A 26,541-nucleotide genomic window follows, 5' to 3' on the forward strand; every position below is an offset into this window, starting at 1 on the left:
CTATTAAGGAGGACAATACACGTGAAATACCGCTACCTGCCCCAAACCGATCAGGACAAGCGCGAAATGCTGGAGACGCTAGGGATCTCCAGTATTGAAGAGCTTTTTGCCGACATCCCGGAGGAAGTCCGCTCCAAGGGTCCCATTCAGATTCCAGAGGCACTATCTGAACCGGAGCTGGTCAAATACTTTACCGGTCTCTCCAGCAAAAACGTCAACTTTAGCACGCATGTCAACTTTCTTGGAGCTGGCGTGTATCAGCATTACATTCCAAGCACCGTCAACCATATGCTTTTGCGCGGCGAGTTCTTCACCGCTTATACGCCGTACCAGCCTGAGATCAGCCAAGGAGAGCTGCAGGCGATCTTTGAATACCAGACGATGGTTAGTGAACTGACTGGTATGGAAGTAGCCAACTCCTCCATGTACGATGGAGCGACATCTCTTGCAGAAGCAGCGATGATGGCATCCGGTCAGACAGGCAAGAAAAAAGTGATCGTATCCCGTGCCGTACATCCGGAATCTCGCGCCGTGTTGAAATCCTACGCGTATGGTCAAGGTGTAGAGCTGGTAGAGGTAGGCATCAACAGCGAGGGCGTGACGGATCCGGCCGCACTCGAAGCGATCATCGATGACTCAACTGCAGCTGTCATCCTGCAATACCCGAACTTCCTGGGCAACGTCGAAGATCTGGCGACATTTGAACCGATTGTACATGGCAATAGCGCCTTGATGGTCGTATCCTCCAATCCGCTAGCTCTAGGTGTTCTGGAAGCGCCAGGCAAACTGGGTGCAGACATTGTCGTCGGTGACATGCAGCCGTTCGGGATTCCTGCTTCATTTGGCGGACCGCATTGTGGTTATTTTGCTACTACAACCAAGCTGATGCGCAAAATGCCGGGCCGCATTGTGGGTCAAACCAAGGATGAAAACGGAAAACGAGGTTTTGTTCTGACCCTGCAAGCGCGTGAACAGCATATTCGTCGTGAAAAGGCGACTTCCAATATTTGTTCCAACCAGGCACTTCTAGCTTTGGCAGCCTCCATTACACTGACTGCATTGGGGAAACAAGGGGTTCAGGAAATGGCAATGATCAACCTGCAAAAAGCGCATTATGCCAAGCAAGCCTTGCAGGCAAAAGGATTGGAGATCGTCTATAGCGCTCCTTCCTTCAACGAGTTTGTCGTGAAGCTGTCCAAACCGGTGGCTGACGTAAACAAGCAGCTGTTGAATGCAGGCATCATCGGTGGTTACGATCTGGGATTGGACTATCCAGAGCTGGCAGGGCATACGCTCTTGGCCGTGACCGAGCTGAGAACAAAAGAAGAAATCGACACATTGGTGCAGGAATTGGAGGCGATCACTCGTGCGTAACGACCAGGAGAAAGCACTGATTTTTGAAATGAGCAAGCCAGGACGGGTTGCCTACAATCTGCCGGAGCTGGATGTACCCGAAGTGGACGTCGCCAGTCTCTTGCCGAAGCATTTGATTCGTGAAACGCCAGCCGAACTGCCGGAGGTATCCGAGCTCCAGCTGGTTCGTCACTATACGGAGCTGTCTCGCCGCAATCACGGGGTAGACAACGGATTCTATCCGCTCGGCTCCTGCACGATGAAGTACAATCCGAAGATCAACGAGGATATTGCACGCTATCCTGGCTTTGCACAGACGCATCCGTACCAGCCTGAAGAGACCGTACAAGGCGCATTGGAGCTGTTGTACAACCTGCAGGAGGAGCTGGCGGAAATCACGGGTATGGATTCCGTCACCTTGCAGCCTGCGGCAGGTGCAGCGGGCGAATGGACAGGTTTGATGATGATCCGTGCGTACCATGAAAGCCGCGGAGAAGGTCATCGCACCAAAGTAATCGTGCCGAACTCCGCTCACGGCACCAATCCGGCATCTGCTGCTGTAGCAGGTCTGGAAACGGTAACGATCCCATCTGATGAGCGCGGACTGGTAGATATTCAGGCTTTGCGCGAAGCGGTAGGATCTGACACGGCTGCATTGATGCTCACGAATCCAAATACACTGGGCCTGTTTGAAGAGGATATCGTGGAAATGGCGCAGATCGTCCATGAAGCAGGCGGCCTGCTCTATTACGACGGAGCCAATGCCAACGCGATTCTGGGCATCGCTCGACCAGGAGACATGGGATTTGACGTCGTTCACCTCAACTTGCATAAAACCTTCACGGGGCCACACGGTGGCGGTGGACCGGGAGCTGGTCCTGTCGGTGTGAAAAAAATTCTGGAGCCATTCCTGCCTAAGCCGATCGTTGCCAAGAACACAGAAGGCATGTTCTACTGGGATAACGACCGTCCACAATCGATGGGACGGGTAAAAGGCTACAACGGGAACTTCGGCATTCTCGTCCGTGCATACAGCTATATTCGTACAATGGGTCCAGAAGGCTTGCTGCAGGTATCTCAAAATGCAGTTCTCAATGCCAACTACATGATGCGTCGCTTGGCAACCGCCTATCAATTACCGTATGACCGTGTGTGCAAGCACGAATTCGTTCTCTCCGGTGTTCTGCAAAAGAAACTGGGTGTGCGCACGCTCGATATCGCAAAGCGCTTGCTGGACTTCGGCTACCATCCGCCAACCATCTACTTCCCACTGATTGTAGATGAGTGCATGATGATCGAGCCGACCGAGACGGAGACCAAAGAGACGTTGGATGAATTCATCGATGTTATGCTGCAAATTGCACGTGAATGTGAAGAGAATCCGGAAATCGTCCAGGAAGCTCCACATACGACAGTGGTCAAGCGACTGGATGAAGCAACTGCGGCACGTAAGCCCGTTCTTCGCTACCAGGCACAATAATGCTTTGCTTCTGCTAGCAACCGCCCATTTTCGTTTCGGGCGGTTTTTTCCTTTTCGTGATACGATGGATGGTAGGATACTCGTCGGGAAGGAAGAGTGGGATGAAAAAACGCATCGTATTTACAGGGGGAGGGTCCGCTGGCCATGTGACGGTCAATCTCGCCTGTATCCCTCATTTTTTGGAGGAGGGCTGGGAAGTTGCCTATATCGGTTCAGCTGCAGGTATCGAGCGAGAGCTGACCAAAGATCTGCCAGGTGTTCGATACGTTGCGATTTCTACAGGTAAACTACGTCGGTATTTCGACTGGAAAAATGTGACCGATCCGCTCCGTGTCAGCAAAGGGGTCTGGGAGGCAGCCCGCTTTTTGCGAACGTGGAAACCAGATGTCATTTTCTCCAAGGGTGGTTTTGTTTCTGTACCCGTCGTAATGGGTGGATGGATCAATCGAATTCCCGTTGTGCTCCATGAGTCCGATCTCCCACCTGGACTGGCGAATCGTATCTCCATCCCGTTCGCAAGTAAGGTATGCGCGACGTTTCCCGAAACGCTTAGCCACATCCCCAAACACAAAGGGGTTTACGTCGGAGCGATTGTGCGGGAGGAGCTGAAGCGAGGAGATCGGCAGGAAGGCTTCATTACCTGTGGGTTTTCTCATCACAAACCTGTGCTGATGGTGATGGGGGGAAGCCTAGGAGCCAAGCGGATCAATGATGCGATTCGTGCAAATTTGCCTACACTGCTGGAGAAATTCCAAATCGTTCATATTTGCGGAAAAGGACAGATGGAGGAGAGTCTGCAATATGACGGCTATCGTCAATTTGAGTATGTACAGGAAGAGCTGCCCAATTTGCTTGCCATATCCGATCTGGTAGTGTCCAGAGCGGGCTCCAATGCCATTTTCGAGTTTCTGGCGCTAGCCAAGCCTATGCTCTTGATTCCGTTATCGAAAGCGGCAAGTCGGGGCGATCAGATTTTGAATGCCCGTTCGTTTGAAAAACAGGGCTTTTGCCAGGTGCTGCAGGAGGAAGAGCTCAGCAACGAGCGGTTTCTGCAAGACCTTTTGCAGGTATGGGAGCGTCGAACAGGTTATGCTGCTGCCATGAGGCAGATTCGACAAGAGGATGCCTTGAAGCAGGTACTGGAGCTGATCGAGCAAACTGCAAGGTGAACGCCCTGAGGGTTGTGGATGCTTCGATCTTCTGCGTACAATGAAAGGGTTAAGAGGAGGCGTAAATGATGGAAAAATGGCGCTTTATTGTGACAGAACCGATGTCACCAGCGATGAATATGGCAGTGGATGAGGCTATTTTGCAGCTCCATGGAGAAGGGAAAGTACCACCTACCGTCCGCTTTTACACGTGGGACCCGGCTACTCTGTCCATCGGCTATTTTCAAAAAGCTGTTAAAGAGATCAATCTGGAAGAAGTACATAGACAAGGTCTGGGGTTCGTTCGTCGCCCTACAGGGGGCAGAGCGGTGCTCCACGACAAGGAACTAACGTATAGCGTGATTGTATCGGAGGAGCATCCCAAGATGCCATCCAGTGTGACAGAGGCCTACAAAATTATCAGCATGGGTCTGTTGCATGGATTTCAGAATCTGGGCTTGAGTGCTGAAATGGTGTCGCTCGCCAGTGAAGAGGAAAAAGAAAAATATACTTCTCCAGGGTCATCTGCCTGCTTCGATTCACCATCCTGGTACGAACTGGTGGTAGAAGGAAAAAAAGTGGCGGGGAGCGCCCAGACCAGACAAAAAGGGGTCATCCTGCAGCACGGGTCTATCCTGCTCGATATGGACGTCGAGCTCTTGTTCTCCCTGTTGAATTTTCCGTCCGAACGAGTCAAGCAGCGCATGATGGAGAGCTTTCGCCAAAAAGCAGTGACCATCAATGAAGTGAGTACACGCCCGATCGGCTTGCAGGAATCCATCGAGGCATTTGGACGCGGCTTTGCTTCGGGCTTGGACGTCGAGCTGGTGGCATCCGATCTGACAGCAGAAGAGCAGGAGCTGGCTCATGAGCTGGCTCAAACGAGGTACGGAACAGAAGAGTGGAATATGCGTCGGTGAAAAAACGAAGCTCTCCGATAGGTCGCAGTGGACCAGGAGAGCTTCGTTCTTTTTATACGAGGACTGCTGCCTCAATATGCTGTTCGAACAAGGCTTGCAGCTTTTTCGTTACAGCTCCTACTTGGCCATCCGCAATCGCCTGGCCGTCTACAGAGATGAGAGGCATGACTTCAGCAGTCGTACTGCTCAGGAAGAGCTCATCGGCTTGCATCAGGAAAGTTGTATCGAACGGCTCTTCGTGTACAGCGATGCCATTGTTTTTCGCCAGTTCAATCACGATTTCACGGGTAATCCCACGCAAGATCAGATTGTTGGCAGGATGTGTATAGAGGGCGCCGTTTTTCACTGCGAACAGATTGGCAGCACTGCACTCGGTTACGATGCCATCTCGATGCAGAATCGCATCCTGTGCGCCTGCGTCCTTGGCGTATTGCTTGACGAGTACTGCGCCCAAAAGGCTCAACGATTTGATGTCGCAACGCAGCCAACGGATATCGTCAATCAGTTTGGTGGTCAACCCTTTTTTATGATCAGCGAGTGGACGGTCCTTGAGTCTGACAAAGCCCATCAGGACAGGCTTGGAACTGCCGGGAATATCGTGAGCGCGCGGTGAGATTCCACGCGACACCTGCATGTACAGGATGGCATCGTCATTGGATGTAATCTTATTTTTTTCCAGCAGCTGCTGGGCGATGTCGAGAAGCTCCTTCTCGGTCCAGGTCATGTCCAGCTTGATTTCTTTTGCACAGCGAAACAGGCGTGCGATATGGCCATCCCATTGGTACAGCTTTCCTTTGTAAATACGAATGACTTCATAGATGCCGTCTCCGAAGTTGTAACCTCGATCTTCGGGATCAACGGCTGCAGATCCTGATTCAACCCATTTTCCATCCACATATAGCATGGTTAATCCTCCTCTAATCGTGCGTTCCTGAACCACTGATTTCACCTTAGCATCTCGTCAGATCATGGTCAATTTCAAAATAGCAAAACAAGTATCAATCATTTTTCAGATAGCAAGGGGTCTCCATAAAGAATCTTCATACTCGAAAACGTAGGCCCAACATGAATTCGACAAAGGAATTAGATCGATAGAGGAATAAACGGGAGAAAAGCTGTCGTTCACTGACGGTGAATGCTGGTATTTGACTAACTATTCTGACTAGACGCTGCCAGTTTTCCCGGCTCATAATAAGACGTACAAACGGGTGAAGGGGGAGATTGACTTGCAGATCATACGCCATTACGCCTTGAAAACAGCACTTGCAAGCGTGCTATTGCTAACGCCTTTGCTTGCCTTCTCACCAACAGTAGTGAACAGCCAGGTGTCAGCACAGGTCGATCCAGACCTTCTTTATGAGCATGTGGAATATCTGGCAAAAATCCCGCGCCCACCAGCAACCGAGACGGAATTTGCCGCAGGTGTGTACATAGAAATTACTTTGCGTTCGTACGGCTATCAAACCAAGCTGCAGCCCTTTACTTACTACTCCTATCGAAAGCCTACGACCCTTTCCTTACAGGTAGAGGGGGTGCCTGGGGTAACCTGGAGTCTGCATGGGTTTACATACGCTCCGAACGGAATTGCCAGTGGAATGGTCGTAGCATGCGGGGAAGGGACGGCAGCCGATTTTCAACAGACAGATGTTCAAGGAAAGATCGCCCTGGTGAAACGGGGGAGTCTTCCATACAGTGAAAAAGTGAGACAGGCGGCAGCCGCAGGAGCAGCTGGACTCATCATTCAAAATGACCGGGATCAGATGTGGAAGGGCTCATTGGGTGCTCCGCTCGATATGGCGGTACCGGTAGTGGGGATTTCCAAAAGTCAGGGAGAACTGTTGCGTGCCAAAATGAATCAGGGGGGCGCTATGGCCACCATGAAGGTGGATGGAGCCTTGACCCTTCGGCATACGTCGTATTCGATTTTGGCCAATCGTCCAGCCACGTCAGACAATCGAGGTCAAGTGGTACTTCTGGCCGCGCGTCACGACTCCTTGGCAAATTCGCAGGGAGCGGACCAGGGGGCATCGGGAGTCGCAGTCATGCTGGAGGCAGCGAGAATCCTCGCGGAGCAACCATCTGATACAGACATTCAGCTGGTCAGCTTTGGTGCCTCGACGGCTGGCAATCAGGGAGCACGCAGCTTTGTCAAAAGCCTGGGAGAACGAGAAAAAAGCAAAATCGTAGCCGCTATAGTGCTGGATGCCTTGGGGAAAAAGGACGCGGGGCAGTTGGTGGCAACGTCGAATGGGGGAGCAGAGAGGCTTCCCGTCAAGCTGATTCAAGAGGCAGGGGTACAGGTGATCTCAGGTTCCGACACGGCGGTATTCGGGAGTACTCAAATCCTGTTTGGTTCCGATGTACCGACAGCTTTCTTGACAAGACAGCCGGGAAAAGGTCAGCAGCCAGATACACCAGAGAGCGTCAGTCGCGAGCATTTGGCAGAAGCCACACAGGCTCTGCTGGATGCAGTCAGCCCCATCACCGATCCTCAGTCACCAGCCTATCCGAAGCCTGTGCATGACAACCTGCCTGAATGGAAAGATAGCTTGGATGAAGAGGTTCAATAATGCCAAAAAGCGTCCTGAGACATGGACGCTTTTTTCTGTGCACAATAGCAGTTCTGATATCAGGTTTGCTTTCGTTTGATCCAGTACATGCGAAGCAGCAAGAGTATTCCGCAGTACGTTGCACCTGTTGCCAAAAGGGAAGCACTCCTCGGGAAGATCAGGGATATCAATGCGACGATGAACATCGTTCCTACCATAACCAAGACGAGCGGCTTCAGTTGAAGATCGTGACGGACGGATACCGGTAAAGCAAGAGAGGAGATCAGAATAGCCAGCCAGATGCCGATATGGAACAAGGACAGCAGAACGTGTAGCCAATCGCCAAAAGGGATGAGCTGTGACAGGATGAACCTGATTGGCATCGGCGACGCGTGTACGTCATGCCAATAAGCCAGAAGAATGGCTTGACCGAGCATGGCAAGCACAAAGAACGAAAGACTGCCCAGTCCTACTCCCCATCGTATCGTGCCTTCATCGGGTATGCGGCTGATCAAGGGCAAACAAAAGACGAGGCACAATAAATAATGAAGAGCTAAATACAAAAATGCGTGGATCAGCCAGTACAGGTTTAATTGATAGCTGAGCGAGGGAATCGGTACATGCAGCTGTTCCATGAAAATCAACAGGAATAAGAGAAAGCCAGTTGACAGAATCACGGAAGCACCGGTAATCATTCTTTTTCGGCCGCCTATCAGAAAAAACACGGCGATCAATGACGGTATGACGATCATGATCCATGCTACCGTTCCTGTAGCGAAAGAGCCAGCGTATTGACTTGCTATGACTCCGGCATACGTGAGCAGAAAAAAATGGGTCAATGCCGATAAGGTAGGAGCGATCGACTCGCCAAAGCAATGCAGATACAAATCATGCAAGGAGCGGATTCCATGCCGATGACAGACGATCAGCACGTGATAGCCAAACCAACCCAGGCCGACACTGGCGCATACGATCCCGAGTGTTCCCCAAGAACCGAAGTAGGCGAAAAAACGTAACCATTCATATCCGCCCAGGTACGTCCCTCCGAGTGCAGCTCCTGCGAAAAGTGCAGCGATCTGCCAAGCGTATTTGTCCATAGGCATCATCCTTATTTCCAACTTGGTACAAGTGTATGAGCGAATAGGGCATGTTCAGAACTGAGACATTAAACAAACATATATGTTTACAAAATATAGCAAGTTGCGTATACTGTACAAAGAAATACTCACGAGATTATGCGATGAGGTGAAGTCATGAAAATTATCGGAATTGCTGGCAGCATGAGAGCTGATTCCACAACTCAAAAAGCCGTATCGATTGTACTAAAGGCTGCCGAGCGAGCAGGAGCTGATACCCAACTCATCCATCTGGCAGAATGGCAGCTCCCGATTTATGATGGTCGCAGCGACACTTCTACCTACCCGGACGTGGTGCACCGCTTCATCCAGGCTGTCGAGGATGCGGATGGCTTGGTCATCGGTTCGCCGGAGTATCACGGCTCGCTGACAGGCGCACTTAAAAACAGTCTTGATTTTTTGGAAGGACGTCACTTAAAGGATAAACAGGTAGCGCTTTTAGGAGTGGCAGGGGGCAGTTTGGGGGCGACGAATACAGTCAATACGCTGAACCAAATCATGCGAAATTTGCATGCATGGCCGCTACCATCCAGTCCGACTATACCTTCCGCATACAACGCTTTTACTTCTGATGGCAGGCTAAAGGATGAAGCCTTGCAGGCCAGATTGGAAATACTTGGTACGAAACTGGTGGAATTCGTACAATTCATGAACGCAAGCAAAGAAAAACAGCTGTTATAGGTCAGGTAAATCTTGCAAATCATTCTCATTCCAAGGTATGATATTTTTACGTGCCTTTTTTGGCCGTCCGAAATACGGTTTGGAAATGAGGGGTTCGCATGCCGACGCCGAGCATGGAAGACTATTTAGAACGCATTTACAGCTTAATTGAAGAAAAGGGCTATGCTCGAGTCTCTGATATTGCTGAAGCGTTGGAAGTACATCCCTCTTCGGTCACGAAGATGGTTCAAAAGCTCGACAAAGACAAATATCTTATTTATGAAAAATATCGTGGCCTGGTGCTGACGCCAAAAGGGAAGAAGATCGGGAAGAGATTGGTGGATCGCCACAGCCTGCTCGAAGAGTTCATGCGGATCATCGGAGTAGATGAGAGCCACATTTATCAGGATGTCGAGGGAATTGAACATCATCTCAGCTGGGAATCGATAACCTGTATCGAGTATTTGGTGCAGTACTTTCAGGGTGATCCATCCCGCATGGATGAACTGCATCGTATCAGACTAGAGGATGAACAAAAAGAAGAATAGGAAATCAGTCAAAAACGCAAGCCGGATACGGTTTGCGTTTTTCGCTTTCGCATGAGATAAGCCATTTCCTTATATGGATATAGAGAGCAACGACAGGAGGTGGCTGGATGAGGGCGGATGCCGTGTTTGAGGGCGGCGGGGTAAAAGGGATAGCCTTTGTAGGAGCTTTGGAGGTCATGGAGCAGAATGGATACACCTGGGAAAAGCTGGCAGGAACATCAGCAGGCTCCATCGTCGCGGCTTTACTGAGTGCGGGTTATACGGGTCGTGAATTGAAGCCCATATTTGAAGAGCTGGACTATCTCTATTTTCTTAAAAAAACAGGGCTGGGACATCTGCCGTATGTGGGACCCGTAATCGAATTGATCATGCATCAGGGCATGTATCGCGGGGACAGGATCGAGCTTTTTGTCGAGGAGCTGCTACGGCGCAAGGGAGTGCGAACCTTCGGTGATCTGCCGCCTGGCAAGTTGAGAATTATCGCATCGGATATCAGCAGAGGAAAGATGCTCGTCCTGCCTGATGACCTGGTGGAGTACGATTTGATGCCGGAGAATTTTTCGGTCGCTCGTGCCGTACGGATGTCATCCTCGATCCCATTCTTCTTTCAGCCGGTTCGGATCAAGAAGGACGGCAAGCCGAACTACATTGTGGATGGGGCATTGCTCAGCAACTATCCGGTTTGGTTGTTTGATGTCCCAGGTGTGCCGGAATGGCCGACTATTGGCTTTCGATTAACTGACAAGCAGTCGAAATCTGAGGAAGCCAACGTGAGCGGACTGTTTACCTTTACACGAAGCCTATTGATGACGATGCTGGATGCCCACGATCGCCTTTTTGTGGATAAAGCGCATGCGGTTCGCACGATTTTCATCAATACGCTGGGTGTGCGTGCTACTCAATTTCAATTATCCCCAGAGATGAGAAAGGAATTGTTTTTGTCAGGGGAAGAGTCAGCGAGGAGGTTCCTGAACCATTGGAACTTTCAGAATTATGTAGAAGTGTTTCGAAGTCAAACACCGAAGCGCTTGGTTTAATAGAAAACAGGCTGCCATGTTGAATGGCAACCTGTTTTTTGCAATTTCCGTGTTCGTCATTCATTGGAAGAGATTGTTCTGAGAATCCTGGTCAGATTGCTTGTCGTTTGCTTTTCCTTTTCCTTTTCCCTTTTTTCCATCGATTACGCGGAATGGGTGGTTTTTCCTTGGCGGAGGTTGGGCTGGCTTTTTCCCAGCCGAACGCACGGAGTTGGTCTTTGGCTTGGGTTGATAGGGTTTGCGCGGCACAGCGGGTCGGGAAAAAAATTTACCCGTCCGCAGGAAGTGACGGACACCCAGAAAAAGCAAGACCGATAAACCCAACACAATCAAGGTGTTGATTGGATCTGAAATGAACGTAACTAAGAAACCGTAAATCGCAAGCAGTATCACAATCAGAATCACAGGTGGAATTCGGCGTAACATAGGGCCTCACCTCAAAGGGAATAAAAAGATTGCCGCACGTTAAGACGTTATCCAGTAGTCACCAAACGTTCCTGTCCTTGTTTTTGGTCCAGCTCACGCATTTTTTGAAAAGAGGCGATGGCCACTTCTACTTGGCTGTCATCTGGTTCGCGCGTTGTGATCTTTTGCAGCCACAGACCGGGATATCCCAAATAGCGCAGAACAGGTGTATCGCGCAGCATGTTCGTCCATTGAAGAACTTCGTACGAGACACCGATTACAAGTGGCAACAGAACGATCCGCTGTACGACCCGTTCAGTGAGCGATTGGTAATCAAACAAGGAGTATATGACGACTCCAACAAACACAGTGAAGATCAAAAAGCTGCTACCACAACGGTAATGGAGTGTGGAAAATTTTTGTACATTCTTTACCGTTAATTCTACCCCAGACTCAAAGGCGTTAATCACTTTATGTTCTGCCCCGTGATACTGAAACAGCCTTTTGATAATAGGGGCTTTGGCGATTGCTGTGATGTAGCCGAGCAGCAGGAGAATCTTGAAGCCACCCTCTGCCAAGGTTTGCGGAACGCCGTCCGGAACCCATTTGCCCAAAAGAAAATCGGCTAGAAAAACGGGTACTAACGTAAAGACAAACTTTCCGAACAAGAAGGATAAGACGCCGACGAGTGCCACACCCAAAATCATGGTCAGTTTCGACGGGCCTTCGGAGACTTCTTCTCCCGAATCCAAACTGTATCGCTCAGATGCAAAGTTGAGATGCTTGGCTCCATTTGCACTTGCTTCGATCAATCCTACCAGTCCACGTAGAAATGGAATCTTTTTTAAGGGCTTTATCCATGTATATTCCGTTCGCGGAGCTTCAAAATACTCGATTTCTTGATTTTTTGTACGTACAGCTGTTACGGTTACGGTTTTGCCGCCGAACATGACACCTTCAATTACAGCCTGGCCACCGTAGTTTGGCACTTTTTGTTGCGTCAACTGCTATCACCTTCCTCACTTTTTATTCTAACGGAAATGGAGCGTTGAATCTACATGCAGTTGATTGGCGTGTAAAGAATTGGAATGGCGTAGGGAGAACCGCGCATACTAATTGCGAGGTGATGGGAAGTGGATTTGACAAAATCACGAAAAGGAACAGGCGAAGCCACGGCTGAACAAAACCGTTCACAGACACGCAATCGGATATCGATCAGCAAGTTTTTGGAGGTAGCCTTCTGGGGCACGATATTCTGGGGAATCATGCGCATGGGCTTACATTTCTTTCATTTTACCCCGTACGGATTGTCTACTTTTGCTCGTCCGTTTATGGGAATTACCGGAGAAAAAACATTTGCGGGAGCAGCGATGGGGGCGCTCGTTCTTTTCGTTTGTTCCCTGCTTGCTTCGTTTCTGTATATGCTGTTGTTTTCCAGGTCACGGATCTGGTGGAATGGACTGCTCTACGGTGTGCTGCTTTTGCTTGCGGTAGGTTTTTTCTTCCGCATCGGAAAATGGGAAATTTCTACATTGAGCACGGAAGCGGCGTGGTTTCTGTCCTATGGCCTTTTCATCGGAATGACCTTGAGCTTGGAGCAAGCTGATCATTAAAGGATGGACGAATATCCATCCTTTGCACAAATTAGTCGCAATCTTTGCAAAGGTAGACAGGAGATGTGAATCCTTTGTTGAAGTTTGTATTGCTTATGGTAGAATATTTTCATTAATAAAAACTTTTTTACCGGACGTAGGGGAGGCAGAACAGATGATTTCCGTGTTGTTGTTAAACGGACCCAACCTGAACATGTTGGGGAAGCGGGAGCCGGAGGTATACGGAAGCCAGACACTTGATGATATTGTCGGGCATCTGGAGAAGACAATGGTGGAGGAGTTTGGTGGTTCGCTGACTCATTTTCAGTCCAACCATGAAGGCGACATCATTGACGCCATTCATCAGGCAATGGGCGTACACGATGGCATCATTATCAATCCAGGGGCGTTCACGCATTACAGCTACGCCATACGGGATGCTCTTTCCAGCGTCGTTCTGCCGACTATCGAAATACATATGTCCAACGTTCATGCAAGGGAAAAATTCCGCCACCATTCCGTGATAGCACCGATCGTGATCGGGCAGATCGTAGGCCTGGGTGCAGACGGATATGAGTGGGCACTACGGGCTTTGGTGCGAAAAATCCAGAGCTCTCGACTGGGTTAAGAAAAGAAAGGGGAGTATAGACAATGAGCAAACGCATAAACAAGCTTCGCGAGGAACTGGCTCAATTGGGAGCAGATGCATTTATTACGGAAAAGGCAGAAAACCGCTTTTATTTGAGCGGCTTTACAGGCTCGACTGCATGGGTGATTGTGACTGCCAAGGATTCCTTTCTCGTAACGGATTTCCGCTATGTAGAACAAGCACAGGAGCAAGCGCCTGATTTCAAGGTGATCAACAATGAACGCAAAGCTGTCGATTGCATGGCTCGTCTGTTAAAAGAAAACGGCGTGAATCGACTCGCTTTTGAAGCTGGTAGCGTGTCTTTCCAGACCTATTCAGACTGGAGCCAGGCATTTGACTCTGTGGAAATGGTTCCGACCAACGGCTTGGTAGAGAAAATCCGCATGTTCAAGGACGAGTCGGAAATGGTTATCATCCGTGAAGCAGTTCGTATTGCAGAAGCGGCTTTCGAACACATCCAAGGGTTCATCAGACCGGGAGTACGTGAAGTGGATGTCGCTTTGGAGCTGGAATATTTCATGCGCAAGCAAGGCGCCAGCGGATCTGCTTTCGACATGATCGTCGCTTCCGGTGCACGCGGTGCTTTGCCACATGGTCGAGCTTCAGAAAAAGTGATTCAGGCGGGCGAGATGGTGACGCTGGATTTTGGTGCAGCGTACAAAGGCTATAACTCCGATATTACACGTACTCTTTCTGTCGGTGAGCCAGACCCCAAGTTGAAAGAGATCTACGATATCGTGTTGCGTGCACAATTAGCTGGTTTGGAGGCGCTGAAGCCGGGTGTAAGCTGCAAGGATGCGGACGCGGCTACTCGGGACATCATTACGGCGGCAGGATACGGCGATGCTTACGGACACAGTGCCGGTCACGGCTTGGGGTTGGAAGTGCATGAGATACCGGGCTTGTCCACCGTCAGCACGTATGTACTGGAGCCAGGAATGCTGGTAACGATGGAGCCGGGCATTTACGTAAGTGGTCTGGGCGGAGTGCGCATCGAGGACGATGTGTGGATTACAGCAGATGGACATGAGAATCTAAACAAGTCCACGAAAGAGTTGCTCATTTTGCCGGTGTAATTTATACTATTTCTGTTACTGTATCGGAAGGATCGAGCCTCATGCTGGGAGACATTCCGGTGCAGCAAGAAGCACCTACCTCCGTATCGCAGTCGCCACTTTAGGAGGAAAAAGATTCCTTGGGCAGACTTCGATAGAGGTTGTTTATTGATTGATTTGGGAGGACTACCATGATCTCTGTTAACGATTTTCGGACTGGCTTGACGATTGAAGTGGACGGCAACATCTTTCAGGTGCTTGAATTCCAACATGTTAAACCAGGAAAAGGTGCGGCTTTTGTTCGCTCCAAACTGCGCAACATGCGCAATGGCAACACAACGGAAATGACTTTCCGCGGCGGTGAAAAAGTAAACCCTGCCCGCATCGAGTCCAGCACCATGCAATACCTGTATGCGAGTGGCGACGATTACACTTTCATGAATACCGAGACATACGAGCAATTGACGTTCACGCGTAACCAGATTGAGCGTGAGCTTCGTTTCCTCAAGGAAAACATGAACGTGCAAATCATGCAGTACAACGGAGAAACGATTGGAATTCAACTTCCAAACACCGTTGAGCTGGTTGTTACTGAATGTGAACCGGGTGTAAAAGGCGATACTGCTTCCAACGTAACCAAAAAAGCGACGCTGGAAACCGGTTTTGTGGTTAACGTTCCTCTGTTCGTAGAAGAAGGCGAACGCCTGATCATCGATACACGTACAGAAGCATACGTATCCCGCGCTTAATAGAGCGGTGCCTAAGACAGAAAAGGGCTGTACCCCAGGGGTGCAGCTCTTTTTTGTCTTAGGCTCAGCGGCCACCCAGCCACTCCCACAGCTTGAGAATGAATGCTGTAATGCCTGCAGCCATTAGTGGACCGACGGGAATGCCGCGCAATAAGACAATCCCGATAATCGAACCAATGACAAGGCCGACGATCATGTGGGGTTCGGTCCTAAGCAGGTCGAGCCCTTTCCCGTTCATCCAGGTAGCCATTGCGCCACCTGCCAGTGCCATCAAACCGATAGCCGTCGTAAACAATGGCGTAATGTCACGCCAGGAGATTTTTTCACTCGCAAATGGCACCAAGACGGAAATGGTTAAAAAGAGCAGACCCAATTCCAGTCCACGGCGTTCTACCGTCGGAAAAAAGCGTTCCAGTGCCGTCAGCTTCAGTACCAACAGGATACTCGCAGCTGTCGCTATTATGGGTGAACGGCCGATCAAACCGATCACAATCAGGATGACAAGCATCACTTCTCCAGACATCATCGGAATCAAAACCCCTGTCCCTGTTCTCCTTTCACTTTATGAGACAAGGTAGGGGAGTATGCGTCTCTCCTTGACGTAGGGGACCAACTGATAGTGATCCAGCTGGGCGCAGTAAGCGATATCATCGGTGAACAGATGCTGTACTAGCCTTTTACCCGTTGTAGTGAGTGGCATTACGTCCGCAATCGAATCAGCCAGATGCAAATAACTCGCCATGAGAGCTTTGCCCAGATCGCATACCTGGAGCATCGGGTATTTGGCTTGCGCAAGACTGATCATGTAGCCGGCGGCCAAACCATCCTCCAGGGCAAATTCAGAGCGTGTGCCTGCGCAGTATAAAGTGATGTCGAGCTTTTGGTGAAAAGCGTAAGACATGCATGCGGTGGCATTTAAAAAACAACCGATGAGTAGCGCAGGTGCCCTTTCTGCCTTTTGGATCGCGCGTGTTCCGTTGGTTGTCGTCAGGATGAGCTGTCCGCCTTTTTGTGGATGTCGAGCTAGCTGTGTAGGAGAATTGTTGTAATCGAACTCGGGAATTTTTTTGCAGTGGCGTTCGCCGGCGAGCGTGCAGGTAGGCGTACGCAATGATTGAGCCTGACCAATCGTTTCCACTGGCAGTACAGAAGCAAATCCATTTCCCAAAGCCGTCACTATGGTACTGGAGGCACGGAGCACATCGATGACAATGACGACATGGTTGCTGATTTGTTCAAAGCGTATTTCCTCGACAGTAGGGACGACTTCTATTCGCACGGAGCGACGCTCCTTTTCTCCAGACTGACTGCTGTGTCTCCCCGCAAGCCTCTTCGAAGTGTCTCGACGGACAAAACGTCATGATAGGCAATGTTTCCAAGATGTACGTTGCTACCCAGGGTCTGAATCAGACTCACCTGCTTCTCTTTTTGAGGAGCCTCCCAAATCAGCCGATCTCGATTTGCCTTCGCAGCTTCGACGATATCCAGGACGAAATGCTCGTCGAATTTACCTTCCTGATCAAACACACCCACCGTACCGCTTTCTCGCGCTTCCACGATGACATGGCTTGCGCCTGCGGCTAAATCGAGCGAAAGCGTCTCCAGCAGCTCTTCTCGCTCTGCACGATAAAGGGCTGTTTTTTTTCCGAATTCCGTATACACCGTTAGTCCGGCTTCGACTCCAGCCACGATTGCTTCTCTACGCAGCTGTGCTGACAGTGGAAAGGTGCCATCCGATATTTCTACAGCATTGAAACCAAGCTTTGCGATCGTTTTCATGTATGAGAGGGAGGTTGATTTGCGCAGGGCGATCTCAAAGAAGGTTCCGCCAGGCATGATATGCAAGTCGTACACTTTGGCGAGCTGGAGCTTATGCTGGAGGACGTCGGGAGGGTAGAGGGCAGTAGTGCCAAAGCCAAGCTTGCAAATGTCGATATAGGGAGCCGCTAGCTCAAGTGTGTCCCGGAACGCAGAAAGTCCGGTGCCTTTGTCGATGACCATGGTGAGTCCTGACTTATGCGTTTTTGCACAACGGTAACCCGAGGGGTCGCTCCAATCAGCAGGAATCGCATGATTGGGATGGTTGAAGCACTCTAGCATAGGTGATTTCCTCATTTCTCTGCGCATTTAGTGCAGTCTATGCCCAGCGGAAAGAAGGAGTGAACCTCTGCCAGCCTTTGGGCTATTGCCCAGGAAGAGTGCTGAAATCGATAGGTACAGGCATAGAGTGGGAACGAGGGGGGACGAGTAGCGATGTGGGAAAAAGCGATCATGGGCATGGCGGCACTCCGCGTCTTTTCAGGCAGTCTCGAAATTCTCGCTGCTTTGCTCATTTTAAAAGTGAATCAAGTGGAGAAAGCACTTCTGATCAATTCGGGGTTGGCCATTGTTGGTCCGCTGGTATTGCTTACTTCTACTGCGATCGGTCTGATCGGCATCTCTGATCGCATTAGTTTTGCGAAGATTGCCTGGATTATGGTTGGCATCTCCTGCATTCTGATCGGTGTGCGAAAGTAGCGTGACCAAGAGATTCCATTGGTAATCTTCTGCTTGTCTGGGAAGGATAGCTTTGGGTACCAGATGACAAGGAGGGGTTTGCGTTGATGGAAGCCTTGGAGAACCGGATTGCTTACTTGCGTGGATTGGCTGACGGACTTGATGTAGGCACGCAGAGTGCAGAGGGTAAAATGCTAGCGGAAATGATTGAAATCCTCGATGATATGCAGGCGGAAATTCACGTGCTACATACGCGGTTGGAGGAAACCGAGGATTACGTCGAAGCGATCGATGAAGATCTGGGAGAAATGGAGCTTTTTTTGTTCGATGATGATGAGCTTCTTTATGAGACTGTGGACGACGATGAAGATGAGTTTGCTGATCTCGATGATGATGAAGCTGCGTACATGTATGAGTCGATAGACGAAGACGAGTTTGATACCTCCTATGAATTTACTTGTCCGAGCTGTCAAAAAGGAATCAAATTCCACGAAGGTATGGATGAAGAAGGATATCTGCATTATGTGATCGAGCCCTTCCAGGAAAAGGCCGGATTCGAACCAATCAATCCGACTTGACCTTATCTCCTTCTCCTCCAAGCTAGACTTTGCTTAGCCTGCCCTGAAACGTGCCATACGCCGGGGCAGGTTTTTTCTGTGAAAAACGGTCATGACCGTTTTGTATATCGTTCCTGAGCCGCTCTCTTTTTGGCATAAACCTCGTCCAGCTCTGCATAGGATGGAGGTAAGTCAATATGGACAAAGGCATCAATGAAAGCGGCATACGTTTCAGACACGTGCAAAGGAGGGCTTCTTTCATGCAAGAGATTTTGGCGATATTGCCATCGTCCGTACGCAGTGTCTTGACCGCGCTTCCCTCCACGGTCCTAGAAGTACTGGAAGAGATACGTCTTCGGCAAAATCAGCCGTTGGAAATTCGATACGGTCAGCAAACCAGCTATGTAACTCCTTCTGGTCAGATTACCTCCCATGCAAGGCAGGGCTGGGTGTTTACAGCTGAGCAAGTGGTCAAGCTGTTGAACAAGGTAAGTCAGCATTCCTTATATGCACTGGAGGAAGAGCTGAAGCGGGGTTACATCACGGTGGTAGGAGGACATCGCATCGGAATCGCAGGCAAGGTCGTGCTGGAGCGTGGAGAAGTAAAAGGCATCCGCGAAGTGACCAGCTTCAATGTACGGATTGCAAGGGAGAAAAAAGGGGTAGCACAAAAGGTAATGCGCTACCTTTTCGAAAAAGGAAATCTCCAAAACACGCTCGTCATTTCTCCGCCGATGTGCGGGAAAACCACACTGTTGCGTGATATCGCTCGCTCCATCAGCTATGGAAGCGAATGGTCCTCCAGTCGAAAGGTAGGCATCGTGGATGAGCGCTCTGAACTGGCAGGATGTCTCTTGGGAGTACCCCAACGCGATGTCGGACCGCGTACCGATGTGCTGGATGCTTGTCCCAAAGCAATCGGCATGATGATGCTGATTCGCTCCATGTCCCCTGATGTGCTGATTGTGGACGAGGTGGGGCGCCCGGAGGATGGTGAAGCTGTCTGGGAGGCGATTCACGCTGGGGTCTCGGTCATTTGTTCGGCTCACGGAGCAGAAGTTCACGAGGTGGCACAGCGCCCCATGCTGGGCAAGCTGATCAAGCACGCTACCTTTACTCGTTATATTGTGCTGAGTCGTTCGAATGGGGTTGGCACGATCCAGGCGATCTACGACCAGAACTTGAATCCGTTGAAAAAGGAGAAGGTCGTATGGTCAAGCTGATCGGTGCCGTGCTGATTCTCTTTTCAGCTTCCATGGTCGGGTGGCAAATAAGCCGATTTTACTCACAACGTCCAGCCCATATTCGAGCCTTGCTGGTTGCCTTGCAGATGCTGGAGACAGAAATCGTGTACGGCTTGACTCCCCTGCATCGCGCTTTTGTCAAAGTGGGGCAGCGGGTGAACCAGGAGGTCGGCAAAATCTTTCTTCTGGCAGCCGAAATGCTGGGAAGTGAGCAGGCTCAATCGGCAGAGGAAGCTCTGCAAAAGGCTGTAAGGCGCCAGTGGTCTCAGACTGCTATGCGAAAACAGGAGAAGGACGTGATGGCCAGTTTGGGACAGGTACTTGGTTCAACAGACCGAGAAGATCAGCAAAAGCATCTGCGCCTTGCTGTCACCCACCTTCGCGGGCTTGAGGAAGAAGCTCGGGCTGAGCAGGGGAAGTACGAAAAAATGTACAAGAGTCTCGGATTTTTGGGTGGGCTATTGGTCGTCATCCTGATGTTCTAAAGGCGAGGTGTTCACAAGTGGATTTTGATTTGACACCTGTTTTCCAAATCGGGGCGGTAGGCTTTATTACGGCCATCCTTCATACGGTCCTGAAGCAGGCAGGCAAGGAGGATATCGCACACTGGGCGACGCTTGTCGGGTTTATTATCGTTCTGTACATGGTGGCTCACTACGTAGGCGACCTGTTTAACGAGGTAAAACGCGTCTTCCTGTTCAAATAGGGAGGGTGTGCAGATGGAAATCGTCCAAATCGTCGGTCTAGGACTCGTCGCAACCATTCTCGCGTTGGTCATCAAAGAGCAAAAGCCCATGTTCGCCTTTCTGATCGCCATCGCGAGTGGCGTCATCATCTTTTACTTTCTCATCGGCAAGATTGCAGAGGTCATCCAAATATTGGAAAAACTAGCCGTTCAGGCAGATCTCAATCTCGTTTTTCTCGAAACCATTTTGAAAATCATCGGAATTGCGTACATTGCTGAATTCGGTGCACAAATGACGAGAGATGCCGGACAAGGTGCCATCGCTTCTAAAATCGAGATGGCCGGAAAAGTCTTGATTCTGGTCATGGCGGTGCCGATCATCCAGATCATTATTGAGACGGTTATCGATTTGTTGCCGGCATGAGGGGAGGGGATGAAAGTTGTCGCGACTGAAATGGTACATGGCGCTCTTCCTACTCCTCCTGCTTGTCCCGGTACAAGCTCCTGTGTCGGCGAACACGCCAGCAGCACCTTCCTCAGGCCCGATCAATGAACTTGTCGAACAGCAGGTAAGTCACATGCAACTGGACGGAGTGGAGCAATATTGGAGAAAGCTGCAAAGCGAATACCAGGGCTACCTTCCTGACCTCAAGTCGCAGGGGTTCGTGCAGCTTTTGATGCAGGAAGGGGATTTTAGTCTATCGGGATTCTTAAAAGGGCTGGCGAAGTTCGCCTTCCACGAAATCCTGATGAACGGCAAGCTGCTCAGCTCCATTATCATCATCACTGTGTTCGCCATGATCCTGGAAACCATGCAAAATGCTTTTGAACGAAATACAGTGTCCACGGTAGCTTACTCCATCGCTTATCTCGTCCTGATGGTGCTCGCCATCAATAGCTTTCACGTCGCTATTACGTACGCCAAAGATGCAATCAGCAGTATGACCGACTTCATGCTAGCCATGATCCCGCTGGTAATCGCGCTTTTGGCATCAGTGGGAAATCTGGCTACGGCGACGATGTTTCATCCTCTGATTATCTTCATGATCAATATCAGCGGCATGATGATCACGTACGTGGTTTTTCCTTTACTCTTTCTTTCGGCCATGCTCTCGATCGTCAGCATGTTCTCGGAAAGATACAAAGTGACTCAGCTGGCTACACTGCTCCGAAACATAGCGATGGGCGTACTGGGGTCGTTCTTGACCATTTTTCTGGCCGTCATATCGATCCAGGGAGCGACTTCTGCCGTCACGGACGGTGTCACCTTGCGCACAGCAAAATACATTACGGGTAACTTTGTCCCGGTGGTCGGGCGCGTGTTCTCGGATGCTGCTGACACCGTACTGAACGCATCGCTCCTCGTAAAAAATGCAGTTGGACTAGCTGGTGTCATTCTGCTGATCATCATGTGTGCTTTTCCCGCGATGAAAATTCTGATTCTAGCGTTGATCTACAATCTTTCGTCAGCGATCCTGCAGCCGCTCGGGAACAGTCCGATCATCAGTGCACTTGGGACGATCGGAAAAAGTCTCTTGTTCGTATTTGCTGCGCTGGCGACAGTAGGCTTGATGTTTTTTCTGGCAATCACGATCATTATCGCAGCAGGCAACATCTCCATGATGGTTCGGTAGGTGAAGAAGATGACCTGGTTAACTCTGTGGCTTAAAAAGATCATTCTGCTCGTATTGCTTGCAGCCTTTCTCGATCTGATTCTTCCCAATACGACCTTGCAGCGCTACGTCAAGATGGTGATGGGTTTGATCCTGCTGCTGACGATCATCTCGCCGCTGTTCTCTCTCTTCAACCTCTCACAGGAGGATTTGGCCTTGCGCCTGGATCGCTACCAGGAGGAGCTGAACAAGCCATCTGATGAAGAGTGGAAGCGAATCACTAGCAAATTGTTAAGTCACCAGAACGACCAGACCACATCGTACGTGCAAGCCCAGGTAACATCCGCAATCAAAACCAGAGTGAAACAAGTATATGGAAGGGATGTCCAGCATATAGAAATTCAGATGGACAAATCCAATCCAGACCAGCCTGCCATACAACGGATCGAACTCGTACTCGGCGAAGGTGCGCAAGAGCAAAAGACAGAAACAACGCGGATCCAGCCTGTTCAGCCGATCCAGCCCGTAGACATCCAGATAGGTCCACCAGCTGATGATGTAGACCACGAGCTTGCACCGCCCGACATGGAGGTTGCCGTGCAGCAGAAAAATCTCATGCACGCACGGATTGCCACCGATATCGCCCTTCAATGGGGACTTGCTGACGATCAGGTGATGGTCACGGACGAGTCCCACCAGAGTGAAAAACAATGACGGATGTATCCACAAAAGCGAGGTGAGAGGGATGCTGGCAAAATGGAAAAAACTTTGGGAAGGCGATGAGGGCGGGGCGAAAAAGCTAAAGCCGATGCATTACTTTATCGTCATCCTGGGAATTGGAATTGCAATCATGATCTTGACCGACTTTATGCGTGTGGAAAAGGATCAACCATTGGGCATTGGCTCGATCAACAACGATTCTACGGGGCCACCGACAAGTGAACAGGTCAGTCCGGCAATGGGGAGTTCTCCAGCACCGGATATTATCGCAGAATACGAGAACATCTACGAAACGCAGCTGCGCGATATTTTGTCAACGGTGGTAGGAGTAGGGGATGTTGAGGTCATGGTCAATCTAGAGTCGACTCCTGAGCTGATCGTTGAAAAAAACACCAACACGCGATCCTCGACCAATCAGGAGACGGACAAGGAAAAGGCGACCCGCAATCAAAACGACCAGAGCAGGGATGAAGAAGTGGTCATCGTGCAAGGCGGCAAACAGGATCAGCCTGTCGTAATCAAGACCATGAAGCCAAGGGTTCGAGGGGTTTTGGTTGTGGCGAAGGGTGCAGACAACATCCAGGTCAAAGCGTGGATGACAGAAGCCGTGCAAAAGGTTCTGGACGTCCCTGCTTACAAGATATCCATTTTACCTAAAAAAGGGTAGGAGGTAATGGGCAATGATTCTGAGAAGACAAACAGTATGGTTGTTGACGATGTTGGCGGTCATGGTGGTTCTTTCCGGCTACTATTTGGCCAAAGGACCACAAGAACAGGTGCCTACTTCTGGGCAGCAGCAAGCCGTTCAGAAGCAAGAGCAAATTTCCGGAGTCGTCGTGGAGTCGAAGCAGGTAGATCAAGCGCCTGATGCTACACCTGTCGGCACCAAAAACGAACAGCCGGCAGCTCAAGCTGGCAAGACAAATACTCCTCAGACCAACGCACCTGCGGTCGTACCAGTCTCCGAGACGGCAAGTGAAATCTTCCAGGGCTACAAAATGAAGCGGGAAGCTCAAGTTCAACAGCAAAAAGACGAGCAGCTGGCGATCATGGGCAATACAGAATCTTCGCCGCAAGCTGTTGCAGAAGCGAAAGCGAAATACGAAGAACTGTCCAACCAGGACAACGCGATCATGAATGTGGAGGAACTGTTGAAGGCGAGCGGGTATCAGGATGCTGTCGTCTTCATGCAGGATGACAAAGTGACCGTCGTCGTGCAAAAAAACGAGCTGAGCTCCAATGAAGCTGTAGAAATTATCGCCCACATCAGACAGCATCTGAACGTTCCGGCGACCCACGTATCGGTCAAATTCCAGGCTTCATAAAGCTCGCTGCTTAGATTGAGCTGAAGCAAAGAAATCACTTATAAGAGCAGCCCAAATCGGGCATGATTGTAAGGATTTCCTCACTTTTCTGGCTGGAAAAGAGGGGAAATCCTTTCTTGACGTGCTTCTGGCGACAAGCTACCATGTGTTTATGGTCTGTCTGCCTAATCGTTACATATATAACTCCCTGAAACATTTACTGAAGTGAAGGAGTGCTTATTCGTGTTGAAAATCCATGAAATTCGAGAAATTATCAAGTTGATCGATCAATCCTCCATTGATGAATTCAAGCTGGAGGCTGAAGGTACAAAAATCAAGCTGAAAAAAACTTCTGGTACAGAAACCGTGGTTGTGGCACAGCCTGTAGCACAAGCGCCAGTCGTGCAGGCAGTAGCTGCTCCTATGCCAAGTGTTCCAGCAGTAGCAGCTGCCCCGCTAGTCGCAGAAGCGCCTAAAGCAGCAGCTCCGGTAGCTCCAGCAGCAGATGATGCCAACTTGCACAAGATCGTGTCGCCAATGGTAGGAACGTTCTACAGCGCTCCAGAGCCGGGCAAGCCACCGTATGTCCAAGCTGGCGACAAGGTAAGCTCCAACAAGGTTGTATGCATCGTAGAAGCGATGAAGCTATTCAATGAAATCGAGGCAGAAGTAAATGGCGAGATCGTAAAAGTGCTGGTTCAAGATGGTCAACTGGTAGAATACGGTCAGCCGTTGTTTTTGGTGAAGCCAGAATAAGGTGGGGGAGAGCGGAATGTTTCAAAAAGTATTGATTGCCAACCGCGGAGAAATTGCTGTGCGGGTCATCCGCGCATGCCGCGAGCTGGGCATTCGTACGGTCGCTGTCTACTCCGAAGCGGATCGTGACGCGCTTCATGTCAAATTGGCCGACGAAGCCTACTGTATTGGTCCCAAAGCATCCAAGGAGAGTTATTTGAATGTAACGAGCATCATGAGTGTAGCGACCAAGGTGGGGGCAGATGCGATCCATCCGGGATACGGCTTTCTGGCAGAGAATGCAGACTTCGCTGAGATTTGTGCAGCGTGCAACATCACCTTTATCGGACCTGATCCGGAAGCGATTGTCAAAATGGGTGACAAGTCTACAGCCAAGGACACGATGAAATCAGCTGGTGTTCCGACGGTTCCGGGGACAGAGGGTTTGATCGAAGACGTGCAGGATGCTGTTCAGACTGCCAACGAAATCGGCTATCCCGTCATGGTTAAGGCAACAGCAGGTGGCGGTGGACGTGGCATGCGTGTTGCTGTCGATGATGAAGACCTGGAAAAAGCGATTCGTCAAGCTCAGAACGAAGCGAAGACTGCCTTTGGCAATCCGGGTGTCTACCTGGAGAAGTTTGTGGAAGGGCCGCGTCACGTGGAGATTCAAATCATGGCTGACAAGCATGGCAATGCCGTGTATCTGGGAGAGCGTGATTGCTCGATCCAGCGCCGTCACCAAAAATTGATTGAAGAAGCGCCTTCTCCAGCTCTTAGCGAAGAGCTTCGCAAAGAGATGGGCGAAGCAGCAGTCGCGGCAGCAAAGGCCGTTTCCTATCACGGAGCGGGAACAGTAGAGTTTTTGCTGGATAAACACGGCAAATTCTACTTTATGGAAATGAATACGAGGATTCAGGTTGAGCATCCGGTCACAGAGCTGGTTACCGGCTTTGATTTGATCAAGGAACAACTGACAGTAGCTGCGGGAGCTCCGCTGTCCTTTACCCAAGAGGATATCAAAATGAACGGCTGGTCCATCGAATGCAGGATCAATGCAGAGAATCCAGCCAAGAACTTCATGCCGTCACCTGGACGCATTACCGAGTATCTGCCTCCAGGAGGCTTTGGAGTTCGAGTCGATAGTGCGGCATATGCAGGCTATTCGATTCCTCCCTATTACGATTCCATGATTGCCAAATTGATCGTATGGGGCAAAGATCGCGAAGAAGCGATCGAACGGATGAAGCGGGCACTGGACGAGTTTGTCGTGGATGGCATTTCTACCACAATTCCGTTCCACTTGAAAGTTCTCGACCACGAGGTATTCGTCAGTGGTCACTTTGATACGAAATTCCTAGAGACCTATGATCTCCAGCTCGAAGACGAATAAGAGCTAATTTGTAAAAAGACTGTCTACTTGGTATAATGGAATACAAATCCAAAGGGAGGTGCGAAGTGTGGAAGAGTTTACTCCAGATTTAGAGAGAACAGAACTTGGTAAGGTCCAGATCGCTCCCGAAGTCTTGGAAGTGATTGCCGGTATGTCGGCGTCTGAAGTGGAAGGCGTGGCATCGATGAGCGGCGGTTTCGTTGGTGACATAGCGGAACGTTTAGGCCGTAAAAATATAGCTCGCGGGGTACGTGTCGAAGTTGGTTCCCGTGAAGCGGCTGTAGATGTATCGATTATTGTAAAATATGGACACCGCATCCCGGATGTCGCTCGAAATATTCAAGATAGTGTACGCAATGCCATTGAGACCATGACAGGGCTTTCGGTAGTTGAAGTAAATGTACATATCGTTGACGTAGAGCTGAAAGCCGAAGAAAAAGCGCCTGCAGCAGCAGCTACTGTGGTGGAAGAATATCAGCGTGTGCGCTAAGCAGCAGCGGACAGATGCCCCCT

32 protein-coding genes are annotated in these 26,541 nt (G+C 50.1%); 25 read left to right on the forward strand and 7 right to left on the reverse strand.

The window, feature by feature from the left end:
- Window positions 1–21 precede the first annotated feature (21 nt).
- From gcvPA to JZI27_RS01900, 4 genes are all read left to right on the forward strand, one after another.
- Complete coding sequence (gcvPA, locus tag JZI27_RS01885; protein WP_251244253.1) at window positions 22–1,374, forward strand: aminomethyl-transferring glycine dehydrogenase subunit GcvPA; 1,353 nt, start codon at window positions 22–24, stop codon at window positions 1,372–1,374.
- Window positions 1,367–2,833, forward strand: a complete 1,467-nt coding sequence (gcvPB, locus tag JZI27_RS01890) for an aminomethyl-transferring glycine dehydrogenase subunit GcvPB (RefSeq protein ID WP_280206525.1) — start codon at window positions 1,367–1,369, stop codon at window positions 2,831–2,833. The genes gcvPA and gcvPB overlap by 8 nt, the downstream gene beginning before the upstream one ends.
- Before the next feature lie 101 nt (window positions 2,834–2,934).
- The gene (locus tag JZI27_RS01895) at window positions 2,935–4,002 is read left to right on the forward strand and encodes an undecaprenyldiphospho-muramoylpentapeptide beta-N-acetylglucosaminyltransferase (RefSeq protein WP_280206527.1); all 1,068 of its coding nucleotides are present in this window, start codon (window positions 2,935–2,937) and stop codon (window positions 4,000–4,002) included.
- Between the two features lie 68 nt (window positions 4,003–4,070).
- Complete coding sequence (locus JZI27_RS01900; RefSeq protein ID WP_280206778.1) at window positions 4,071–4,901, forward strand: lipoate--protein ligase family protein; 831 nt, start codon at window positions 4,071–4,073, stop codon at window positions 4,899–4,901.
- A gap of 52 nt (window positions 4,902–4,953) precedes the next feature.
- Here JZI27_RS01900 and dat read toward each other — a convergent pair whose 3' ends face one another.
- The gene (dat, locus tag JZI27_RS01905; RefSeq protein WP_251244250.1) at window positions 4,954–5,805 is read right to left on the reverse strand and encodes a D-amino-acid transaminase; all 852 of its coding nucleotides are present in this window, start codon (window positions 5,803–5,805) and stop codon (window positions 4,954–4,956) included.
- A gap of 322 nt (window positions 5,806–6,127) precedes the next feature.
- Between dat and JZI27_RS01910 the strand changes: the two genes are divergently transcribed.
- Window positions 6,128–7,471, forward strand: coding sequence for a M28 family peptidase (locus JZI27_RS01910; protein WP_280206529.1), 1,344 nt, complete (start codon window positions 6,128–6,130; stop codon window positions 7,469–7,471).
- Between the two features lie 59 nt (window positions 7,472–7,530).
- On the opposite strand, the gene JZI27_RS01915 is transcribed toward JZI27_RS01910, so the two are convergent.
- Complete coding sequence (locus JZI27_RS01915; protein WP_251244248.1) at window positions 7,531–8,547, reverse strand: hypothetical protein; 1,017 nt, start codon at window positions 8,545–8,547, stop codon at window positions 7,531–7,533.
- 156 nt (window positions 8,548–8,703) lie between these two features.
- On the opposite strand from JZI27_RS01915, the gene JZI27_RS01920 reads away from it, so the two are divergent.
- The 3 genes from JZI27_RS01920 (at window position 8,704) to JZI27_RS01930 (ending at window position 10,831) form a co-directional block, all read left to right on the forward strand.
- Window positions 8,704–9,267, forward strand: coding sequence for an NADPH-dependent FMN reductase (locus JZI27_RS01920; protein ID WP_251244247.1), 564 nt, complete (start codon window positions 8,704–8,706; stop codon window positions 9,265–9,267).
- Between the two features lie 98 nt (window positions 9,268–9,365).
- On the forward strand, window positions 9,366–9,794 hold the full coding sequence (gene mntR, locus JZI27_RS01925) for a transcriptional regulator MntR (RefSeq protein WP_122908455.1): 429 nt from the start codon (window positions 9,366–9,368) through the stop codon (window positions 9,792–9,794).
- A gap of 107 nt (window positions 9,795–9,901) precedes the next feature.
- Window positions 9,902–10,831, forward strand: a complete 930-nt coding sequence (locus JZI27_RS01930; RefSeq protein ID WP_122908454.1) for a patatin-like phospholipase family protein — start codon at window positions 9,902–9,904, stop codon at window positions 10,829–10,831.
- Between the two features lie 60 nt (window positions 10,832–10,891).
- On the opposite strand, the gene JZI27_RS01935 is transcribed toward JZI27_RS01930, so the two are convergent.
- The gene (locus JZI27_RS01935; protein ID WP_280206535.1) at window positions 10,892–11,257 is read right to left on the reverse strand and encodes a hypothetical protein; all 366 of its coding nucleotides are present in this window, start codon (window positions 11,255–11,257) and stop codon (window positions 10,892–10,894) included.
- Between the two features lie 47 nt (window positions 11,258–11,304).
- Entirely contained in the window at window positions 11,305–12,240 is a 936-nt protein-coding gene (locus tag JZI27_RS01940) for a DUF1385 domain-containing protein (RefSeq protein WP_122908452.1), read from the reverse strand.
- A gap of 129 nt (window positions 12,241–12,369) precedes the next feature.
- Here JZI27_RS01940 and JZI27_RS01945 point away from each other — a divergent pair, with 129 nt between their 5' ends.
- The 4 genes from JZI27_RS01945 (at window position 12,370) to efp (ending at window position 15,281) form a co-directional block, all read left to right on the forward strand.
- Window positions 12,370–12,849 (forward strand): YqhR family membrane protein, encoded by a 480-nt coding sequence (locus JZI27_RS01945; protein WP_122908451.1) that lies wholly within the window; start codon window positions 12,370–12,372, stop codon window positions 12,847–12,849.
- A 154-nt stretch (window positions 12,850–13,003) separates the two neighbouring features.
- A complete protein-coding gene (gene aroQ / locus JZI27_RS01950; RefSeq protein WP_122908450.1) occupies window positions 13,004–13,456 on the forward strand; it encodes a type II 3-dehydroquinate dehydratase in 453 nt (150 codons plus the stop codon).
- A 23-nt stretch (window positions 13,457–13,479) separates the two neighbouring features.
- A complete protein-coding gene (locus JZI27_RS01955; RefSeq protein ID WP_122908449.1) occupies window positions 13,480–14,553 on the forward strand; it encodes a M24 family metallopeptidase in 1,074 nt (357 codons plus the stop codon).
- A gap of 170 nt (window positions 14,554–14,723) precedes the next feature.
- Window positions 14,724–15,281, forward strand: coding sequence for an elongation factor P (efp, locus tag JZI27_RS01960; protein ID WP_122908448.1), 558 nt, complete (start codon window positions 14,724–14,726; stop codon window positions 15,279–15,281).
- Between the two features lie 64 nt (window positions 15,282–15,345).
- Here the strand turns inward: efp and JZI27_RS01965 are convergent, their stop codons facing one another.
- From JZI27_RS01965 to comA, 3 genes are read right to left on the reverse strand one after another with little or no spacing between them, the layout of a single operon-like run.
- On the reverse strand, window positions 15,346–15,807 hold the full coding sequence (locus JZI27_RS01965; protein WP_122908552.1) for a DUF441 domain-containing protein: 462 nt from the start codon (window positions 15,805–15,807) through the stop codon (window positions 15,346–15,348).
- Window positions 15,808–15,843: 36 nt separating this feature from the next.
- Window positions 15,844–16,560, reverse strand: a complete 717-nt coding sequence (locus JZI27_RS01970) for a 2-phosphosulfolactate phosphatase (protein ID WP_280206542.1) — start codon at window positions 16,558–16,560, stop codon at window positions 15,844–15,846.
- Window positions 16,551–17,381: a phosphosulfolactate synthase gene (gene comA, locus JZI27_RS01975; protein WP_280206543.1), complete on the reverse strand. Its 831-nt coding sequence runs from the start codon at window positions 17,379–17,381 to the stop codon at window positions 16,551–16,553. Before comA ends, JZI27_RS01970 begins: the two co-directional genes overlap by 10 nt.
- 153 nt (window positions 17,382–17,534) lie before the next feature.
- Between comA and JZI27_RS01980 the strand changes: the two genes are divergently transcribed.
- The 13 genes from JZI27_RS01980 (at window position 17,535) to JZI27_RS02040 (ending at window position 26,518) form a co-directional block, all read left to right on the forward strand.
- On the forward strand, window positions 17,535–17,798 hold the full coding sequence (locus tag JZI27_RS01980) for a YqhV family protein (RefSeq protein WP_251242922.1): 264 nt from the start codon (window positions 17,535–17,537) through the stop codon (window positions 17,796–17,798).
- 86 nt (window positions 17,799–17,884) lie between these two features.
- A complete protein-coding gene (locus tag JZI27_RS01985; RefSeq protein WP_338075342.1) occupies window positions 17,885–18,355 on the forward strand; it encodes a CD1247 N-terminal domain-containing protein in 471 nt (156 codons plus the stop codon).
- A 239-nt stretch (window positions 18,356–18,594) separates the two neighbouring features.
- Window positions 18,595–19,557, forward strand: coding sequence for a stage III sporulation protein AA (gene spoIIIAA / locus JZI27_RS01990; protein ID WP_122908443.1), 963 nt, complete (start codon window positions 18,595–18,597; stop codon window positions 19,555–19,557).
- Window positions 19,545–20,063 (forward strand): stage III sporulation protein SpoIIIAB, encoded by a 519-nt coding sequence (spoIIIAB, locus tag JZI27_RS01995; protein WP_122908442.1) that lies wholly within the window; start codon window positions 19,545–19,547, stop codon window positions 20,061–20,063. Before spoIIIAA ends, spoIIIAB begins: the two co-directional genes overlap by 13 nt.
- A 17-nt stretch (window positions 20,064–20,080) precedes the next feature.
- Window positions 20,081–20,284, forward strand: coding sequence for a stage III sporulation protein AC (spoIIIAC, locus tag JZI27_RS02000; RefSeq protein WP_122908441.1), 204 nt, complete (start codon window positions 20,081–20,083; stop codon window positions 20,282–20,284).
- Window positions 20,285–20,297: 13 nt separating this feature from the next.
- Window positions 20,298–20,687, forward strand: a complete 390-nt coding sequence (gene spoIIIAD, locus JZI27_RS02005) for a stage III sporulation protein AD (RefSeq protein WP_122908440.1) — start codon at window positions 20,298–20,300, stop codon at window positions 20,685–20,687.
- A 37-nt stretch (window positions 20,688–20,724) separates the two neighbouring features.
- Window positions 20,725–21,897, forward strand: coding sequence for a stage III sporulation protein AE (gene spoIIIAE, locus JZI27_RS02010; protein WP_122908551.1), 1,173 nt, complete (start codon window positions 20,725–20,727; stop codon window positions 21,895–21,897).
- A 9-nt stretch (window positions 21,898–21,906) separates the two neighbouring features.
- Window positions 21,907–22,590, forward strand: coding sequence for a stage III sporulation protein AF (spoIIIAF, locus tag JZI27_RS02015; protein ID WP_122908439.1), 684 nt, complete (start codon window positions 21,907–21,909; stop codon window positions 22,588–22,590).
- 31 nt (window positions 22,591–22,621) lie between these two features.
- Window positions 22,622–23,263, forward strand: coding sequence for a stage III sporulation protein AG (spoIIIAG, locus tag JZI27_RS02020; protein ID WP_122908438.1), 642 nt, complete (start codon window positions 22,622–22,624; stop codon window positions 23,261–23,263).
- A gap of 13 nt (window positions 23,264–23,276) precedes the next feature.
- Complete coding sequence (locus tag JZI27_RS02025) at window positions 23,277–23,921, forward strand: SpoIIIAH-like family protein (RefSeq protein ID WP_280206556.1); 645 nt, start codon at window positions 23,277–23,279, stop codon at window positions 23,919–23,921.
- Window positions 23,922–24,143: 222 nt separating this feature from the next.
- Entirely contained in the window at window positions 24,144–24,656 is a 513-nt protein-coding gene (accB, locus tag JZI27_RS02030; RefSeq protein WP_251242919.1) for an acetyl-CoA carboxylase biotin carboxyl carrier protein, read from the forward strand.
- Between the two features lie 16 nt (window positions 24,657–24,672).
- Window positions 24,673–26,028, forward strand: coding sequence for an acetyl-CoA carboxylase biotin carboxylase subunit (gene accC / locus JZI27_RS02035; RefSeq protein ID WP_251242918.1), 1,356 nt, complete (start codon window positions 24,673–24,675; stop codon window positions 26,026–26,028).
- Between the two features lie 67 nt (window positions 26,029–26,095).
- Window positions 26,096–26,518, forward strand: a complete 423-nt coding sequence (locus tag JZI27_RS02040; RefSeq protein WP_122908435.1) for an Asp23/Gls24 family envelope stress response protein — start codon at window positions 26,096–26,098, stop codon at window positions 26,516–26,518.
- Window positions 26,519–26,541 lie beyond the last annotated feature (23 nt).

The sequence above is a fragment of the Brevibacillus sp. AY1 genome (assembly GCF_029870785.1).
Lineage (GTDB): Bacteria > Bacillota > Bacilli > Brevibacillales > Brevibacillaceae > Brevibacillus > Brevibacillus invocatus.